Below are 19225 nucleotides of genomic sequence, written 5' to 3'. Positions count from 1 at the left end.
CCCGATAATATTTTATACAGATAAATTTAATGTCGCATCATCTCTTAAGTGCAGTGCAAGTACTGATTCCTGCAAGAAAAAACTCAAAACGGTTCCCTAAGAAAAATAAAGCACTTTTAGACGGTAAACCATTGATTGCATATTCCATTGAGTACGCAATCCAAGAGGGAATTCCTCTAAGTCAGATTTGGGTTAATTCAGATGATCAGGAAATTCTTGAAATAGCAAGAAACTATCATGTCCAGGTATTTACTAGAAATGAAAACCTTGCCCAGGATCTTACCCCAACTGTAGCCGTTTTACAGGACCATTTGGATTTTTTTGAAAGAAACAACATCATATGTGAAGCTGTAATTTTGCTTCAGGTAACAAATCCCTTTAGACCTAAAGGAGAATTGGCAAGACTTTTAGAGGAGTTTTATGTATCAAATAGGTCTAGTCTATGTACTTTTAGCCCCTTGAATAAAAAATTCGGAAAAATTATTGACAAACATTTTATGCCGGAAAATTATACCCCCGGTCAACGAATGCAGGACTTAGAACCCTTGTACTACGAAAATGGGTGCATTTATATTGCCAAAAGTTCGCTGGTTGAACAAGGAAAAATAATTGGGGAGGATGTCTTACCAATAGTGTTTTTTGATGTACTGTCAACCATCGATATAGATGAATATTCAGATCTTCAATTTGCAGAAGCGTTATTAAAAATTACAAATGAAAACATTTAAAATTAAAAATAGAGAAGTGGGTTTAGGGTGTCCACCGCTTGTTTTTGCAGAACTTGGGATTAATCATGAAGGAAGTCTTAAGACTGCTTTTGAAATGGTGGATTCTGCGGCAAGAGCTGGTGTTGAAGTAATCAAACATCAAACTCATATTGTTGAGGATGAAATGAGTGAAGAAGCACGGAAAGTGATTCCTGGCAATTCAGATATTTCTATTTACGATATCATGGAACGATGTTCTCTCAATGAGGAAGAAGAAATTCAATTGAAAAACTATGTGGAATCAAAAGGAATGATTTTTATTTCCACTCCATTCTCAAGGGCAGCGGCTGACAGGCTACAGCGGATGGATGTACCTGCGTTTAAAATCGGTAGTGGGGAGTGTAATAATATTCCCCTATTGGAGCATATTGCTTCTTTTGGTAAACCTCTAATTTTAAGTACAGGCATGAATACGATGGCTAGTGTACGGAATTCAGTTTCTGTATTGCGAAAGTATGATGTTCCATTCGCGCTCCTTCATACAACAAATTTGTACCCAACACCTTATCATTTGGTTCGATTAGGAGCTATGAGACAGCTTATGGAAGAATTTCCGGATATACCTGTTGGACTTAGCGATCATACAGTAAGTAATCATGCATGTTTTGCTGCTGTTGCCCTTGGGGCTTCAATTTTGGAACGTCATTTTACAGACCATATGGATAGAGTAGGGCCAGATATTATTTGTTCTATGGATGAAAAAGCAACTTTGGAACTTATTAATGGGTCTAATTTAATTTTTCAAATGTTGGGAGGTACTAAAGAGCCTGCTCGGGAAGAGCAGGTAACTATTGATTTTGCTTTTGCTTCAGTCTGTTCAATTCAGAATATCAAAAAGGGAGATTTCCTCACAAAAGAGAACATATGGGTAAAAAGACCTGGAACTGGTGAAATTAAAGCTGAATTTTATAATTCTATTTTGGGTAAAAAAGCCACAATAAATATTGAAGCAGGGAAGCAGATCAAATGGAGTGATTTTTCATGATAAGAAATCGAGTAGGCCTGAGATAGGAGGGTATGGTGCAAGGGGTCCGATCAAGACTGAATTTTTTCTAAAAGCCTTCAGTTTTGACCTTTGAAAAAATTATAAACACATGACAAAGAAAAAAATATTATTTCTAAGTGGTACAAGAGCCGATTTCGGAAAATTAAAATCCTTAATAAGGATATGTGTAGATTCAAGTCTTTTTGAGGTTCATATTTTTGCCACTGGGATGCATTTGCAAGGAAGATATGGGATGACAGTTAAGGAAATTGAAAAATCTGGATTTGAAAATATTTTCAGGTTTATAAATTACACTTCCGAAACTACCATGGATTTAACCTTATCAAAAACAATAGATGGATTGTCTTCTTTCATTAAAGAAAATCAACCTGACCTTATTATAGTCCATGGAGATCGTGTTGAGGCTCTTGCCGGTGCAATTGTTGGAGCATTAAATAATATACTGGTTGGACACATAGAAGGGGGAGAAGTGTCAGGTACAATTGATGAATTGATCAGGCATTCAGTTTCTAAGCTTAGCCATTTTCATTTTGTTGCTAATGATCTGGCAAAGAGAAGGTTAATTCAAATGGGAGAAGTAGAAAATCAGATCTTTGTTATTGGATCACCCGATGTAGATATTATGTTTTCAAACGATTTACCATCTCTTGAAAGGGCTAAGTCGTATTATCAAGTTCCTTTTGAAAAATATGCAGTTTTGATGTTTCATCCAATTACTACAGAGTTTGAAAAAATAGGAAATATAATAGAGACTTTGGTTGATGTAATTCTTGCTGACAATAGCAATTATCTTGTTATTTATCCCAATAATGATTTGGGAAGTTCGAGAATATTGGAAGAATATGCTAGATTAGATGGGAATGAACGAATTAAAATTTACCCTTCTCTTCGATTTGAATATTTTTTAACATTTTTGAAGAACTCAGAATTTTTGATCGGGAATAGTAGTGCTGGAATTAGGGAAGCTCCCTATTATGGATTACCTAGTGTTAACATTGGTACAAGGCAAAATAATAGGGCAGAAAGCCCGTCAATTATTCACACCTCTTATTCATATGAGTCAATCAAAGAAGGTATTTCCAAAGCTAAATTAAACCCAGTAGGGATGGTCCAAATGACATTTGGTGATGGCTCTAGTGATGAAAAATTTCTTTCGATTCTAAAAGAAGAGCCATTATGGGATACCTCTCTTCAAAAGCTTTTTAAAGACATATAGGATATATTTAACTAAATATCGGTTTGAGAATTATTCAATTTATAGACTCATTAAGTATTGGTGGTTCCGAAAGAATGGCAGTAAATATTTCTAATGTTCTCGCGAAAGATGGTCATAATGTTTTGCTTATATCAAGTAGAGAAAAGGGGCCATTATTAAATTTTCTTGAATCAAATGTAAATTTTTATTTTCTCGGAAAGAAAAATTCCTTAGATATATTTGCATTTTTAAAACTTATTAAACTAATAATAAGATTTAATCCTGAAGTTATTCATGCACATTCCTCTTCAGTATACTGGTGTTTAATAATTAAACAATTATTAAAATTTAGATTTAATCTCATTTTTCACGATCATTATGGTTTGAGTGAAAATCTTCAAAATAAAGACAGAAGGTTATTAAGATTATTATCCAGGAATTTATATGGATGTATAGCAGTAAATAATAGGTTGGTGACATGGGCTAAAAATAATTTATTAATTAATCCGAATCAGATTCTTCTTATTAATAATTTTTCTTTTTTGAAACCAAGTAATATTGAAAAAACAATTGATAATTCTGCTTATTTAACTATTTTATGTTTAGCAAATTTTAGGCCTCAAAAGGATCATTTAACGCTAATAAGAGCAATTGATTTATTGTCTCAACTTAATAGTGAGAATTCGTTTAAGGTCTTATTGGCAGGAGAATTTTTTCATGATGCCTACTTTCATTCTATTGTTAATGAGATAGGTTCTCGAAATTTAGAAAGTATAATTAAAATTCTTGGTCCTATTGATAACGTATCTGATCTTCTATTATCATCAGATATTGGAGTTCTATGTTCTATTTCTGAAGGACTTCCTGTCAGCCTGTTAGAATATGGTTTAGCTGGTCTAGCTGTAGTAGTTACCGATGTAGGACAATGCAGTGAAGTGGTGGGACATGGAGAATTTGGGAAAATAGTTGAGCCAAATGATTCTGAAGCTCTGGCAGAAACTTTGTTAGATTTAATTAATCAAACTGATAAACGGATTAATTTAGGTAAAAAATTAAAAAGTGAGATTGAAAAGAATTACGGACCCCAAATGTTTTTGGATAAATATTACCCTCTTTTGTCATATTAATGGTTAGATCATTATTTAATTATAAAAATCCATTCATTTGGATAATTATCCATATTGGAATAGGTGTTGTTTCAGTTTTTTCACCTTTTCCCCTAATTGTGTTTTTCTATCTATTTTTTATTTTATCAATTCCATATATTTTTGAAAAAGAAAAAATAAATTCAAAATTGGCTTTCATTATCGTCTATTTGAGTTCTTTTGAGATTATATCCAGAATGGCTAAGTCTTCTCCGTACATACCTTATGAATTGGGGAAATATTTAATGATGTTTTTGTTGATATTAGGATTGTTTAAAAAGAAACAACATAAGATAATTGGTATTTCGTTATTTTTGTTACTTCTCCCATCTTTTTTTTATGATTATTCCGGTTTTGTAGATAATTCAGACATTAGATTTAACGTTTTTGGTGCTATTAATATTGGTTTGGCTGTATGGTATTTCTATGGTAAAGAGTTTACCCCTAGGGGTTTTAAACTTATAATTATTTTATTGGTGTTGCCATTGATTAGTAGTTTGTCATATACAATTATAAAAACTCCTGATTTAGCCTCAATTGATTTTAATCTTGGCGCAAACTTTGAAACTACTGGGGGGTTTGGTTCCAACCAAGTTGCAACTGTTTTTGGTTTTGGTATGTTGATCACATTTTATTTGTGGTTAAATAAAATTTCCCTTTCTGGAAATAAGTATTTTGATTTGATTTTTTTTATTTTATTTACTTTTCAAGGATTGTTGAGTTTTTCAAGAGGGGGTATTATTGGTGGTGTTGTAGGGATTCTTATTGTAATTTATTTTCTGACTAGGAGTTCGGTTTCCTCACTTGATAATGCAAATATAAATCAAGTAAAAAAGTTTTTTATACCTGGAATTTTATTCCTAGGTATGAGTGCTTTTACTGCAAATTACCTAACAAATGGTCTTTTGCTTCTTCGGTATCAAGGTGAAACTGAAGGAACGCTTGCTGGTTCTAAGGTTAAGACTTTGAATACTTTAAGCTCTGATAGAATTTCTATTGTTGAAAGTGATTTGGAATTATTGTTTGATTATGGTCTTTTGGGAGTTGGTGCAGGTGCTTCTAAATATCTAAGAGAGGATCATCGGGGAGTTGTTGCGCATGTTGAGGCTAGTCGATTAATTGCTGAACATGGAATATTTGGTATTTTATTCATTGTTTTGATATTTTATTTATTTTGGGTAGTATATAGGATGAACAACAAAAATATTTTTAAGGGGCTATTGTTTTCATTTTTGTTTTTGGGATGGTTTACCACCTTTCATGCAGCGACAAGAACTTATATTACTCCCTTACTAATTGGAATTAGTTTAATTCAAGTGATTAATGAAAAGAAAATTACTTTACCTAGGTAGTAAAACCGGTGATTTTTCAAAAAGTCAAAGTGTAATTGACAATATGGTCCCATTATTGTCCGATTTTGCTGAAGTTTATTCAGCTTCTGGATTTAAAAACCAGTATTTCAGGTTTATTCATATGAATTTTTATTTTTTTAGATATGGTTTTTTATCTCATAGAATTATTATAGATGTCTATTCTACATTAGCATTTTACTACGCATTTTATTTTTCTTTATTATCATTTTTGTTTAATAAAAAGTATATTTTATACCTTCATGGGGGGAACCTTCCTCATCGTTTTGGTAGAAATCCTAGAATGTTGAAGTTTATGCTTTTGAATTCAAATAATAATATTGCTCCTTCAAATTATCTCACTTCTTTTTTTGTGGGTAAAGGATTTGAAATACAAACTATTCCAAATTTTATAAACCTGGAAAATTATGATTTTCTAGAGAGGAAGTGTCTTAGTCCTAATATTTTATCCCTGAGAGGTTTAAATAATCCTTACAACCCTTTGATGACTGTAAAGGCTATTCAAAAATTAAAAGTTAGATATCCTAATATTTATTTGTTAATTCTTGGCAATAGTAATGAGGAGTATTATGAGGAAATTTTAAGATTTATTAGTAGCAATAACTTGATAGGAAATGTAGAAATTAAATCGAAGCTCCACAAAAAAGAATGGATCGATTTAAGTATAAATTTTGATATCATGGTTTCCAATCCTACCATAGATAACACACCAATTTCTTTAATTGAAGGTTTGGCTTTAGGGATGTGTGTTATTTCTACTAGTGTTGGTGGGATTCCCGATCTATTTCCAAATAGCGAGGTAGTGTTTGTGGAAAATGATAATTACGAAGAACTTTCTGAAAGGATAGATTATCTTTTAAGGCATCCAATTGAGTCCAATAAGTTGAGTGTTTTGGGACGTAAAAAATCCGAGGAATTTGATTGGAAAAGGATTAGGGATCAATGGAAATTTATTTTGGGTTGCTATGAACATTAATAATTTGGTAAATAAGATATATGGTAATTTGCCGGTTCCAATTCAAAATTTTGGAATTTCCATTTTTGGCTTATATTGGTTTAATAGGAGGTTTGGTGGAGTTTTTTCTAAACAATTAAAATCATGTATGGATAGGGAATATTTTTCCTATTCTGAATGGAATAATTATCAAACTTATCTTTTAAGAAAATTACTTATTCATTCCTTTGATACTGTCCCTTATTATAAGGATTTATTTATTAGGCTAGGTATTGAAAAATATGATTTATCTCGGTTTTCAATAGAAGATCTAAGAAAAATTCCTTTTCTTAATAAAGAAATTTATAGAAAACAGGGAGTTTCTGATTTATTGTCTGATTCTTTGGAGCCTTCTGGTGAATTTTACAGTAGCAGTGGAAGCACAGGTACGCCTACCAAAACAAGATATTCTTTACGAATGCATCAAACTTATTTCTCCATTTTTGAATCAAGAATCAATTATTGGGCAAATATTGATTATAAAACTCCAAGGGGTGTAATCGGTGGGAGGAGAATACTAAAGGAAGGTAATGCTAAAGGACCTTATTACAGATATAATTTTATTGAAAAACAAACATATTTTTCTGCGTATCATATTTCTCCCTCTACTGTCAAAAATTATGTTGAAGGAATGTTTAAACATAAAGTAGAGTACATGACAGGTTATGCCAGTGCTAATTTTCATTTGGCAAAGATGATTGAAGAGAAAGGAATTGAAGCTCCGCGTCTAAAAGCTGTACTTACCTCAAGTGAACCATTGACAAATGAAATGAGGGAAACCTTTTTTAGAGTATATGGTTGTAAAACCTTCGATTCTTATAATGGGGTAGAAGCCTGTAATCTTATTTCAGAATGTGAATTTGGTACTCTACATATTGTGCCTGATGTTGGGATTGTCGAAATAATAAATGATGAAGGAGAGCCAGTTTTGCCCGGAGAAACTGGAGAAATCATATCTACTGGGTTGTTAAATTTTGATCAACCATTAATTCGCTATAGAATGGGGGATTTGGTTACTTTAAGTAAAAATCAAAATTGTGCTTGTGGTAGAAATATGATTGTTGTTGATGAAATTGTGGGTAGAATTGAAGATACTGTTGTAGGACTTGATGGTAGAAGAATAAATAGATTTCATGGAATTTTTGTAGATATTATGTCAATTAAGGAAGCCCAAGTTGTTCAAAATAGTTTAACTGATTTCAGTATTAATATTGTTTCTGAAGGCGAATTGAGTGTAGATGAAGTTAGTTTAATTGAAATGAGAATGCAATCTCAATTGGGACCTGTAACTATAGGCCTTAATTATATGAATGAAATCCCAAGGACAAAGAATGGGAAATTCAAATCTGTTATTTCTCTTTTAAATTCTTAAGAAAATGGAAGATGTTGTAATTATAGATTATGGAATGGGTAATTTGGGATCTATTAGTAATATTCTTAAAAAAATTGGATACTCATCCACTATTACAAATGATCTTCAAATAATAAATAATGCTAAAAAATTAATTTTGCCAGGAGTTGGTAAATTTGATAAAGCTATTTCAAATTTGGAATCTTTACATTTAATTGATTTGATTAGGTCTAAATCTTCTCGAGGAACTCCAATTCTTGGAATTTGCTTAGGGATGCAATTATTGGCTAAAAGCAGTGAAGAAGGGGTATTACCGGGATTAGGATTAATTGATGGTCGTGTCCTTAAATTTTCGAATGATGATGATTTAAAAGTTCCACACATGGGGTGGAATTTACTCAAATATAATTCTAATTGTCCATTATATTTAAATTTTGATATACTTAAAGAAGTTAAATTTTATTTTGTGCATTCTTATTACTTTGAGGCGGAAAATCCTATGTATATAGCTTCTGAATCAAATTATGGAATTTCATTTTCTTCTTCTGTTTGGAAAGATAACGTTTATGGTGTTCAATTTCATCCTGAAAAAAGTCATAAATTTGGCATGATGTTGTTAAAAAACTTTATGAATATTCCATGTTAAAATCAAGAGTTATTCCCGTTCTATTGTTGAAAAATAATGGCCTGGTTAAAACAATAGCATTTAATAAATCCAAGTACCTTGGAGATCCAATTAATGCTATAAAAATCTTCAATGATAAACAGGTTGATGAATTGATATTTTTGGACATTCAAGCTAGCAAAGAAGATAGAACTCCTGATTTTGAACTAGTAAAAAAAATTGCTTCGGAGTGTTTTATGCCACTTGCTTATGGTGGAGGTATATCTAGAGTGGAGCACATCCAAAAACTGTTTTCAATCGGCGTAGAAAAGATTATAATCAATTCCGCAGTTCTTGAAAACCAATCTTTAATTTCTGAAGCTGCCGAAATATTTGGAAACCAGAGTATTGTTGTCTGCATTGATGTAAAGAAAAATTTTTGGGGAAAAAATCAAATTTTCTGTCATGTGAATAACAAAACTATCGATTTGGATGTGTTGGAACATGCAATTTCTTGCCAAAACGCCGGAGCAGGTGAAATAATGATTAATTCTGTGGATAGAGATGGAATTATGAAAGGTTTTGACCTAGAACTTATTGCAAAAATTTCATCCGGTATATCTATTCCTTTAATTGTATGTGGTGGAGCAGGTTCAATAGAAGATTTTAAAAATGCCAAAGACAGAGGGGCGTCCGGAATTGCAGCCGGAAGTTTTTTTGTGTATCATGGTCCTCATAAGGCAGTGTTAATTAGTTATCCTTCACCTGAGACCTTGGAAGAGTATTTGTCCTGAGGTTATTATTATCACCAATCTATTTTTCAGTATTAGTTTTATTTGTCATCTATAATTTAAATTTAGTCAAATGCAAAATCCTTCTTATCAAATTTGCACAAAAACAGTTATGGACAACATATCGGATCCCGATATAACGTTTGATGAAAACGGTGTCTGCAATTATTATTATGAATTTACCGAAAAGCTAAAAATAAGAATTCCTTCTCCTGAAGTTGGAAAAAGACAACTTGATTTACTTGTTGATAAAATGAAAGCTTCAGGTAAAGGTAAAAATTATGATTGTATTATTGGTGTAAGTGGAGGTGTAGATAGCACCTATACGGCGTGGCTGGTAAAGAGTCTGGGGCTTAGGCCTTTGGCAGTTCATTTAGATAATGGATGGAATTCTGAGTTGGCGGTAAACAATATTGAAAATATTTTAAATAAACTTGGAATTGACCTTCATACTGAAGTCCTTGATTGGAATATGTTTAAAGACCTTCAACTTTCTTTTCTGAAGGCCTCTACTCCCGATGGTGAAATACCGACCGATCACGCGATATTGGCCTTAATGTATCAATCTGCTAAAAGGTTTGGTGTCAAGTATATCATTAGTGGAATGAATTTTAGGAACGAAGGGATGCTTCCTAAATCATGGGCAAGGGGTTATTTGGATTGGAAGTATATTAAAAACGTTCAAAAAATATTTGGGACTCAGAGCCTGGAAAATTTTCCTCATTTTAGTTTTACTAAATTTTTATATAGCAATATCTTTTTAGGAGTAAAAAATGTGTCAATTCTTAATTACATAGATTTTAGAAAAGGCGAAGCAATTAAAATAATCGAAAAAGAATTGGATTGGAGAAACTACGGTGGAAAACATTATGAATCTATTTACACCAGGTTTTTTCAATCCTATATTTTGCCGATAAAGTTCGGTATAGATAAAAGAAAAGCCCACTTATCCTGTTTGATAATGTCTACAGGAGAGGTTACAAGGGAGGAAGCCTTGAAATTACTTGAAGAACCAATTGCTGACCCCAAACTTGTGGCAGAGGATAAGGAATATGTTATTAAGAAATTCGGAATTAGCGAAAGTGAATTTGATGATATAATGAAACTCCCTGTCAAAAGCATATTGGATTACCCTAATATTTATTTTTTGGAATCAAAATTTCGAAAAGTTCTTTTGGCTTTTAGGAAGTTGAATATAATGCATAATTAAACTTACATTTCAATTTGTATAATTGATTTCTGATTGATGAAAAAAACAATTTGGGTAATTAACCAGTTTGCTGGAAGTGCAGATTCCGGTTGGGGAGAAAGGCACTTTTTTTTCGCAAAGTATTGGTTAGAAATGGGATATGAGGTTACGATTATTTCAGGCTCCTATAATCATATGTTTAAAAATCTTCCGATTGCACCGGGTCAATTTAATTTTGAGGAAATTGAAGGAAGAACGTTTTGTTGGATAAAGACACCAAAATACAAAGCTAATTCAGTGTTAAGGTTCTGGAGTTTTTTTATTTTTGCTATTAAAGTACTTTTTGTACCAATAGAAAAGGCGGGTAAACCAGATGTGATTATTGTATCATCTATGCCAATTTTCTCAATTCTATCCGGCTTTCTTTTAAAGAAAAGATACAATAGTTTTAAGCTATTGTTTGAAATAAGGGATATTTGGCCTCTTACTTTAATTGAATTGGGGGACTATTCCAGATTTCATCCCGCTGTAATTTTTATTGGTTGGTTTGAAAAATTTGGATATAAATACTCTGATAAAATTGTATCCTTGCTTCCTAATGCCAAATGTCACTTTGAGCAGGTAATTCCAGGTTCTTCCTATAAATTTGAGTACATTCCAAACGGTCTGGATTTTAATTCTATAAAACCTGAACCCCTTCCCATTGAAATAATTTCGAAAATACCTTCTAATAAATTCATAATAGGATATACAGGAACTATTGGATTAGCTAATGCATTGGAATACCTGGTACAGGCTGCAAGAATTCTCCATAGTAGGGAAGAGTTCTTTTTTATTATAGTTGGTGAAGGATCCTTAAAAATGGAGTTGAGAGAATTGTCAAAAGACCTAAATAACATTCTTTTTCTCGATAAGATAAAAAAAAATCAGGTGATGACTATTTTGAGTTATTTTCACATTTGTTTTGTTGGACGCAATGACAGTCCATTATATAAGCATGGTGTTTCGGCAAATAAATATTTTGACTATATGCTTGCAGGTAAACCAATTCTTGATTCAAATAATTTAATTAAAGACCCGGTAGAATTATCAGGTGGAGGTATAATTGTTAGGCCTGATTCAGCTGAGGCTATTGTGTATGGCATCAATCAATTTTATTCAATGTCAGATGATGAAAGGAATGAAATGGGCAGGAAAGGAAAAAAATATGTTGAAAAATTTCACAATATCAAGTCTCTTTCTAATGATTACCTGAGAATTTTTTCAAATGAATAAAGTATTAATAACAGGAGCTTCCGGATTTCTTGGAACTCACGTAGTTGAGGCTTTTAAGAGGGAAGGAATAAGTTTCACTACCCTGGGCAGGTCGAATTCCTGTGATTTAATTTGTGATCTTAGATCTCAAATTCCTGATTTGCAACCAGTAGAAAGAGTAATTCATTTAGCTGGAAAAGCTCATTCTATTCCTTCAACAGAATATGAGAAAAATGAATTTTTTTTAACAAATTTTGCAGGTACTAAGAGTTTGTGTGATGGATTTGATAGACTTGGTATTTATCCTAAACAGTTCTTATTTATTAGTTCAGTATCTGTATATGGACTATCTCAAGGAAATAATATTTTAGAAACGACTCCACTAAAAGGTGATTCCCCATATTCTGTAAGCAAAATAAGAGCTGAAAATTTTTTGAAAGAATGGGGAGAAAAGTATAATGTCAAAATATTGATTTTTAGATTGCCTTTAATAGTTGGGTATAATCCTCCTGGAAATTTAGGAAAAATGATTAGAAATATTAAAAATGGCAGATACTTTAGAATCGGTTCTGGGAGTGCCAGAAAAAGTATGGTTTTAGCTGATGATATAGCTGAATTTATTTTAAATACCTCACAGTATAAAGGAACCTATAATCTATGCGATGATAGTCATCCATCCTTTTTTGAATTGGAAAGGTATATATGTATTAAATTGAATAAACCCTACCCAAAAAGTATTCCATTTATTCTAGGAAAATTTTTAGGTAAAATTGGTGATTTTATTTCAAAATTTCCTATAAATAGCAATACTTTTCAAAAAATCACCTCAGATCTCACATTTTCTAATGATAATGCGAAAAGGGATTTAGGTTGGGATCCTAATAATGTGCTGTTAAATAAATGGGTTTAAATTATAATTATATTTTAATCTTTTATTTTCATTTTGTTCAAGGGAATTTGATTGATTAATATATGATATTCATTTTTATTTTATTGTATTTGTATTCATGATATAATGCTATATTACAATTATGTTTAAAAAAAATATTATATTAAACTCTGTAAAAGAATTTATTTTCAAAAGGTACAATATTAGTTTTTCTAAATCTGGTGAAGATTTAGTTTTAGCAAAAATTCTTCAAAAATATAAATCAGGGTATTTTGTGGATGTTGGGTGTTGGGATCCCATCAATTATTCCAATACATATTATTTTTATTTGAGAGGTTTTCAAGGGATTTGTATTGACCCTAATCCAAGATTAGTAGATGAGTATAGATTAATTCGTCCCAAAGATAGATTTATTCTAAGCGGAGTTGGAATGAATCTTTCAAAATTGAATTACTATTATATTAAGAAAGATTCTTCTCTAAATACATTTAATTATGATTTTATTAAGGAAAATAATTTGGAGGATAACATTGATATGATTGTAGAGGTTAATTTAAAACCTCTTTCACAAATTTTGGATGAAATTATTTTGGACGATTTACCATTGCTTTTTTTTGACATTGATGTAGAAGGATTCGATTTGGATGTTTTAAAGTCTAATAATTGGACTAAATACCGTCCCTATATTGTAATGGTTGAGTCTAGTAATAACCTTAAAGATGATTTAAATTCTGATATTTCCAGTTTCCTTCAAAGTCAAGGTTACCAGCTTGTTTCAAAAACCTTAACGAATCGTTCTCTTGGAAATTTAATTTTCCTAAGAACTGATTTTTATGACACTCTTTCCTAATTTTTTAGATTTATTGAAAAGGTTAATAAAACAACTGAATTAGGTTTAAAAAAAAAGTTTATTTAAAGTTTCAATTAATATTATTTTTTTTCATACGTTATTAAATTAAATCGAAATATGCTATTTCTAAAATTTTTTCTAAATTTATGTATGATAAATTTTCAATTATAATCTTTCAAACTTCTTATATATTACTAATATTAGTTTCTAAAATGAAAAGAATTTTAACCATAATTGGAGCAAGACCACAGTTTGTTAAGGCGGCGGTGTTAAGCAGATTGATCCAAACAAATATTTGGAATAAGAAATTTGAGGAAATTTTGGTTCATACTGGTCAACATTATGATAAAAATATGTCTGACATTTTTTTTGATGAAATGAAAATTCCTAAACCGGCCTTTAATCTAGAAGTAGGTTCCGGTAATCATGGAAAAATGACAGGTGAGATGCTTATTAAAATAGAAAGACTATTATTTAAAGTACAGCCTGATTATTTGTTAGTATATGGAGATACTAATTCTACATTAGCTGGTGCTTTAGCGGCTAGTAAATTGCATATACCAGTAATTCACATAGAGGCTGGTTTAAGAAGTTACAATATGCTTATGCCTGAAGAGCAGAATAGAGTTCTGACTGATCGTATTTCATCATTTTTATTTGCTCCAACGCAAGATGCAATAGATAAACTTAAAAATGAAGGTCTAACAAGAGGCGTTTATATGGTTGGAGATATTATGTTTGATGCTGCGCTCTTTTATAAGGAAATAATTAGTGAAAATATTCTTGGTTTCTTGAAGGGTAAATTTTATTTTGATAAGTTTGCTTTAGCCACTATTCATCGAGCTGAAAATACGGACAATAAATTTAGACTTTCTCAAATTATTGAGGGCTTGGGCCTAATTCCTTTGCCAATTATTTTACCACTTCATCCCAGAACAAAAAAGCAATTGGATTTATTTGGAATAAGTGTCCCTCAAAATATTATTGTCATAGAGCCTTTGGGTTACCTTAGTATGTTGGAATTGGAAAAAAATTCCGAATGTATTTTCACTGATTCTGGTGGTGTACAAAAAGAAGCTTATTTTTTTGGTATTCCATGCTTTACCTTAAGAGATGAGACTGAATGGATAGAGACAATTGAGAAGGGTTGGAATATTCTAGTCGGAGCTAGCAGGGACAATCTTTTAAATGCATTTTTAAATTTTAATAAACCTTCCAATTTGCCTCCGTTGTTTGGAGACGGTAATTCCGGAAGTAAAATTCTTGAAATTTTACATAATCAATAATTTTTTTTAAAAATGATGTTTTATTATTTTAATACTAAATCCATGACCAATAATGAATATTAATTGGGTTGTTATTTTTTCTTTGTTGTGTTTAAACTAAATTATTTTCCGAAATTTCTATCCAAATGACTTTATCTAATTTAATTGTTTTTTTATTTCTATTGCTTGTCGCAATTCTTTATCGACATTTTGCAAATAAATTCAACATAATTGACAATCCCAATGAGAGATCCTCTCATACCATTCCTACAGTCCGTGGTGGAGGAATCCTTTTTCCTGTTGCGGTAATTCTTTGGTGGGTTTCCTTTGATTTTTTAAACACTTGGATGGTGTTGGGTTTAGTATGGATTTCGGTGGTCAGTATGTTAGATGATATGTTCACCCTATCCAGAAAACTTCGGTTTGGGGTTCAATTTCTGGCAATTTCTATGGCTTTTTATGATTTGGGAGTCTTTGATCAAAAAGCTTGGTGGGTTTTACCCATCTTATATTTTGTGGCTTTGGGCATTATAAATGCCATCAACTTTATGGACGGCATAAATGGTATAACCGGGTTATATGGTTTGGTTTTTTTCGGATCTCTTTTGGCCATTCATGAATATATGCCTGTTTTTGATGAAAATTTGATTCAATATATCGTTTTGGCGATTTTGGTATTTCTGATTTTCAACCTTCGAAAAAAAGCATTTATGTTTGCTGGTGATATAGGAAGTATTTCTTTGGCATATTTGATGATTTACTTTCTAGTGCAGTGGTACTTGGCTTCAAATAATTGGACAATTATCCTCTTTCTTCTAGTATATGGTGCTGATAGCTTTATCACCTTGGGACAGCGCCTCATTCGAGGAGAAAATGTTTCTCAACCCCACCGAACGCATCTTTACCAGATTTTCGCAAATCAACTGAAAAAGGATCATGTCTTGATATCGTTAGTTTTTGCGGTCATTCAAATCGGGGTTAATGTGATTTTTTTCATTTATCCCCAATCTTACCCAACATCAATAGTAGCGGCAGTCATTCTGATAGCAACAGCCTTAATCTATTTGATGATAAAATTCCCACTTATTAAAAGGTATCAGGTTTTTGAAAAATAAAAAATCCTGAAAAGTTTATTCGAGTATGATTTAAAAAGTACCCGCTTCGCTAATTATTTGCTTGGCGAGTCAGTTTTTTGGTCTTATAAATAATAGCAAAAAATCCCTAATTGCGCTGATTGCCTGAATTGATTTGTCTCAACTTGATTTAGGTTACCCTCAAATAATAAAAAAGGCCTCTGGAATCCAGAGGCCTTTTAGTTTGGCTATTGCCTGATTTAAAACTTAACACGCTCCAAAGGTGGATTAAAAAAACTAGGATGTAAATACCCTATATAGGGTATTTTTTGAATGTTTTAAAAACTTAGGAAGCCTTTTTTGAGTAAAAAAACTCCTATGAAAATAGGGGAATTTGATTTTCTGTTTATTCCAATTCATAATTGAACAATGGAAAATAAGTCCTTCAGCGTTAATCTTTCCAATTACTGTCGATTCATCATTCCCTTTTTTCAAAATTCTGATTAAATATTTAATATTCACAAATTAAAAGTTCTGAAGTCATTCTAAACTGACAGATTCGGATTAATCAATTATCTTAATTGATAGAATGACCGACCAACCCTTATGAAGAAACTTATACTTGCAGGAGTTTTCCTGACACTTTCACTTTCTGCTTTTGCACAAAAAACCCTAATCCATGCGGGTCGACTGATAGACGTCAAAACTAAAAAAATCCTGAGCGAGCAAACCATTGTCATAGAAGGAGACAAAATTCTTTCTGTGAGTGCAGGCTATCAAAGTCCCGGCTCAGAAGACAAAACGGTCGATCTCAAAAATGCAACCGTAATGCCGGGATTGATGGATATGCATGTGCACATCGAAAGCCAAACCAGCCCGACACGCTATGTTGATGGATTTCGTGATAATGAGGCTGATGTAGCCTATAAGGCGCTTCCTTATGCTCACATTACCTTGATGTCTGGATTCACCACTGTTCGTGATTTGGGAGGCTCCGGAGTGAATATTGCCTTAAGAAATGCCATCAACAGTGGACTGGTAGTGGGTCCACGGATCTACACCGCAGGTAAATCCATTGCGCCGACAGGGGGGCATGCGGACCCAACTAATGGAGTAAGGCGGGACCTCATGCGTGATCCGGGACCGGACGAAGGAGTTATCAACGGAGAAGCGGATGCAAGAAAGGCTGTACGTCAGGCTGTAAAATTTGGATCGGATGTCATCAAAGTAACGGCTACCGGAGGTGTGTTATCCGTTGCCCGCGACGGATCCGCCCCTCAGTTTCAGCAAGATGAATTGGACGCTGTAGTACGGACGGCCAAAGATTTCGGAATTCATGTCGCGGCCCACGCACATGGAGACGAAGGGATGAAAAGAGCAATAAAAGCTGGTATTCATTCCATCGAACATGGCACGCTGATGACTGAAGAGACTATGGGAATGATGAAGGCGGCAGGAACCTGGTATGTTCCAACCATAACGGCAGGTATGTCTGCCGCAGAATATGCTAAAATCCCCGGATATTATCCTCCAGTCGTAAGAGACAAAGCGATGCAGATCGGAGCTCAGATTCAGCAGACCTTCGCGGCAGCCTACAAGAAGGGAGTCAAAATCGCATTTGGCACAGACGCGGGCGTATTTCCCCATGGAGAAAATTTCCGGGAGTTTCTATACATGACAGAGGTGGGGATGCCTAACCTAGAGGCCATTCAATCCGCAACCTTAAACGCAGCACAACTGCTCGGAGTAGAGGATAAGTTAGGGACAATTGAAGCGGGAAAAATTGCTGACATCATTGCTGTTTCCGGCAATCCAGGAGAAGATATTAAAGTTATGAAGGATGTGATTTTCGTGATGAAAGATGGGAAAATCTTCAAGCAATAGTCAGGACTCAGAGACTGAATTGGGTTAATAGTTTTCAGTCTAATCCAGGAAAAGTTTAAACCATTTCAAACCACCAAAATCTAACGTTTATGAAAATCCGATTTTTACTTTTGTTTGTGTTTTTTGGAAGCTTTGCATTTGCCCAGGATAAAAAGGATACTGTCACATCCCCACAACCAATCGCACAGGTCTTTGAATCCAAACAGTCCGTGACCATTGATGGGAAAGTGATCAGCCTCAATGCAAAAGCCGGAACTATGGAGCTTCGGGATGAAAACAACAAACCAATCGCACTTTTTGGTTTTACTGCCTATTTCAAAGAAAATCCGGAAAAAAATCGCCCGATCGTTTTTGCATACAATGGAGGCCCTGGCTCTTCTTCCTATTGGCTCCACATGGGTATCATGGGACCTAAGCGGATCGTAGTCGATGATCCAAATTACAATCAGGCGGCGCCATATGAATTAGTCAATAACGAGTTTTCAATCTTGGATGTAGCTGATGTGGTGATGATGGATCCGGTTGGAACAGGATTAAGCATTCCTATTGGTGAAGCCTCAGGAAAAGATTTTTGGGGTGTGGATCAGGATATCCGTAGTGTGAGTTTGTTTATTATGCAGTTTTTAAAGACGCACAATCGATTAAATTCACCCAAATATATCTTGGGCGAAAGCTATGGGACATTTCGAAACGCAGGTGTCATGAGCTACCTATTGGCGAATGGATATGCGCTCAATGGCGTGATCATGGTTTCAGCCGTTTTTGATTTGAGGTCACTTTTTTTCGCTCCAAATGAAGACATATCCTACATTGCCTACCTTCCTACGATGGCTGCCACAAGTTGGTATCATGATAAAGTTGCCAATAAGAGCTCCGATCTGCCTTCATTTGTTCAGCAAGTGAGAGAATTTACAGAAAATGAATACGCTCCGGCACTTTTCAAAGGAAACCGAATCACGGATGTGGAGAAAAGTGCAGTAGCGGACAAGCTCCAGCGTTTTACGGGTATTTCTGCTGACTTATGGAAAAGAGCGGACTTTAAGATGAAAGCAGGAGAATATTTTCAAGAGTTACTTCGTGGTACCGGTGAGACAGTGGGCCGCTTGGATTCCCGATATAAAGGAATCAATATCGATCCTCTGTCTATGGATTCATTCACTGATCCTCAGAGTGATGCGATTTCCCCTGCATACACCATGGGTTTCCTCGACTATTTCCATGGTAGTTTGAAGGTGAGTAAGGAGCTCCACTACGCCACTTCGGCCTATTCCAAAGAAGGCTTTAAATGGGACTGGAAGCATCAGGGTAACAGCTTCTGGGGCGCAGATGCGGCGGTGACAACATTGCCGGATATGGCTGATGCGATGAGTAAAGACCCGAATGTCAAGGTATTGATCATGAATGGATATTATGATTTGGCTACCGTCTTTTATGGAGTGGAGTATTCGATTTCTCATCTTGATTTACCAAAATCTGCTGTGGATCGAGTGATCATGACATACTATGAGGCAGGTCATATGATGTATACGCATTTGCCTTCTGCAAAGCTTTTCCGTGAAGATTTGAAAAAATTTATTGAAGACACGCTAAGAAAATAA

General features: G+C 33.6%; 17 protein-coding genes. All 17 read left to right on the top strand.

Annotated elements, in window-relative coordinates:
- The first annotated feature begins 29 nt into the window (after nt 1-29).
- The 17 genes from Q8M62_RS18290 to Q8M62_RS18210 all read left to right on the top strand — a co-directional run bounded on the left by Q8M62_RS18290 (nt 30) and on the right by Q8M62_RS18210 (nt 19225).
- The gene (locus Q8M62_RS18290) at nt 30-728 is read left to right on the top strand and encodes a cytidylyltransferase domain-containing protein (RefSeq protein ID WP_304901221.1); all 699 of its coding nucleotides are present in this window, start codon (nt 30-32) and stop codon (nt 726-728) included.
- Complete coding sequence (locus Q8M62_RS18285; RefSeq protein ID WP_304901220.1) at nt 715-1752, top strand: N-acetylneuraminate synthase family protein; 1038 nt, start codon at nt 715-717, stop codon at nt 1750-1752. Before Q8M62_RS18290 ends, Q8M62_RS18285 begins: the two co-directional genes overlap by 14 nt.
- Nucleotides 1753-1861: 109 nt before the next feature.
- A complete protein-coding gene (gene neuC / locus Q8M62_RS18280) occupies nt 1862-2989 on the top strand; it encodes a UDP-N-acetylglucosamine 2-epimerase (RefSeq protein ID WP_304901219.1) in 1128 nt (375 codons plus the stop codon).
- A gap of 23 nt (nt 2990-3012) precedes the next feature.
- Complete coding sequence (locus Q8M62_RS18275) at nt 3013-4095, top strand: glycosyltransferase (protein WP_304901218.1); 1083 nt, start codon at nt 3013-3015, stop codon at nt 4093-4095.
- On the top strand, nt 4095-5465 hold the full coding sequence (locus tag Q8M62_RS18270; RefSeq protein ID WP_304901217.1) for a hypothetical protein: 1371 nt from the start codon (nt 4095-4097) through the stop codon (nt 5463-5465). The genes Q8M62_RS18275 and Q8M62_RS18270 overlap by 1 nt, the downstream gene beginning before the upstream one ends.
- Nucleotides 5437-6459, top strand: coding sequence for a glycosyltransferase family 4 protein (locus Q8M62_RS18265; protein ID WP_304901216.1), 1023 nt, complete (start codon nt 5437-5439; stop codon nt 6457-6459). Before Q8M62_RS18270 ends, Q8M62_RS18265 begins: the two co-directional genes overlap by 29 nt.
- On the top strand, nt 6401-7849 hold the full coding sequence (locus Q8M62_RS18260) for a phenylacetate--CoA ligase family protein (protein ID WP_304901215.1): 1449 nt from the start codon (nt 6401-6403) through the stop codon (nt 7847-7849). The genes Q8M62_RS18265 and Q8M62_RS18260 overlap by 59 nt, the downstream gene beginning before the upstream one ends.
- Before the next feature lie 4 nt (nt 7850-7853).
- Nucleotides 7854-8474 (top strand): imidazole glycerol phosphate synthase subunit HisH, encoded by a 621-nt coding sequence (gene hisH / locus Q8M62_RS18255; protein WP_304901214.1) that lies wholly within the window; start codon nt 7854-7856, stop codon nt 8472-8474.
- The gene (locus Q8M62_RS18250) at nt 8468-9226 is read left to right on the top strand and encodes an AglZ/HisF2 family acetamidino modification protein (protein ID WP_304901213.1); all 759 of its coding nucleotides are present in this window, start codon (nt 8468-8470) and stop codon (nt 9224-9226) included. The genes hisH and Q8M62_RS18250 overlap by 7 nt, the downstream gene beginning before the upstream one ends.
- 70 nt (nt 9227-9296) lie before the next feature.
- The gene (locus Q8M62_RS18245; RefSeq protein ID WP_304901212.1) at nt 9297-10433 is read left to right on the top strand and encodes an N-acetyl sugar amidotransferase; all 1137 of its coding nucleotides are present in this window, start codon (nt 9297-9299) and stop codon (nt 10431-10433) included.
- A 36-nt stretch (nt 10434-10469) separates the two neighbouring features.
- Complete coding sequence (locus Q8M62_RS18240; RefSeq protein ID WP_304901211.1) at nt 10470-11687, top strand: glycosyltransferase family 4 protein; 1218 nt, start codon at nt 10470-10472, stop codon at nt 11685-11687.
- Complete coding sequence (locus Q8M62_RS18235) at nt 11680-12576, top strand: NAD(P)-dependent oxidoreductase (protein WP_304901210.1); 897 nt, start codon at nt 11680-11682, stop codon at nt 12574-12576. Before Q8M62_RS18240 ends, Q8M62_RS18235 begins: the two co-directional genes overlap by 8 nt.
- A 121-nt stretch (nt 12577-12697) precedes the next feature.
- Entirely contained in the window at nt 12698-13405 is a 708-nt protein-coding gene (locus tag Q8M62_RS18230; RefSeq protein ID WP_304901209.1) for an FkbM family methyltransferase, read from the top strand.
- A 146-nt stretch (nt 13406-13551) separates the two neighbouring features.
- Nucleotides 13552-14691 carry a non-hydrolyzing UDP-N-acetylglucosamine 2-epimerase gene (gene wecB / locus Q8M62_RS18225; protein WP_305668235.1) on the top strand — a complete coding sequence of 380 codons (1140 nt, stop codon included), beginning with the start codon at nt 13552-13554 and terminating at the stop codon, nt 14689-14691.
- A 125-nt stretch (nt 14692-14816) separates the two neighbouring features.
- Nucleotides 14817-15785: a glycosyltransferase family 4 protein gene (locus Q8M62_RS18220; RefSeq protein ID WP_304901207.1), complete on the top strand. Its 969-nt coding sequence runs from the start codon at nt 14817-14819 to the stop codon at nt 15783-15785.
- Between the two features lie 564 nt (nt 15786-16349).
- Nucleotides 16350-17627, top strand: a complete 1278-nt coding sequence (locus Q8M62_RS18215; protein WP_304901206.1) for an amidohydrolase family protein — start codon at nt 16350-16352, stop codon at nt 17625-17627.
- A gap of 89 nt (nt 17628-17716) precedes the next feature.
- Nucleotides 17717-19225, top strand: a complete 1509-nt coding sequence (locus tag Q8M62_RS18210) for a S10 family peptidase (protein ID WP_304901205.1) — start codon at nt 17717-17719, stop codon at nt 19223-19225.

Origin of the sequence: Algoriphagus sp. (assembly GCF_030694375.1) — a bacterium.
Lineage (GTDB): Bacteria > Bacteroidota > Bacteroidia > Cytophagales > Cyclobacteriaceae > Algoriphagus.
Note: the sequence above shows the minus strand (reverse complement) of the source record. Positions and strands in the feature narration are given on the sequence as shown.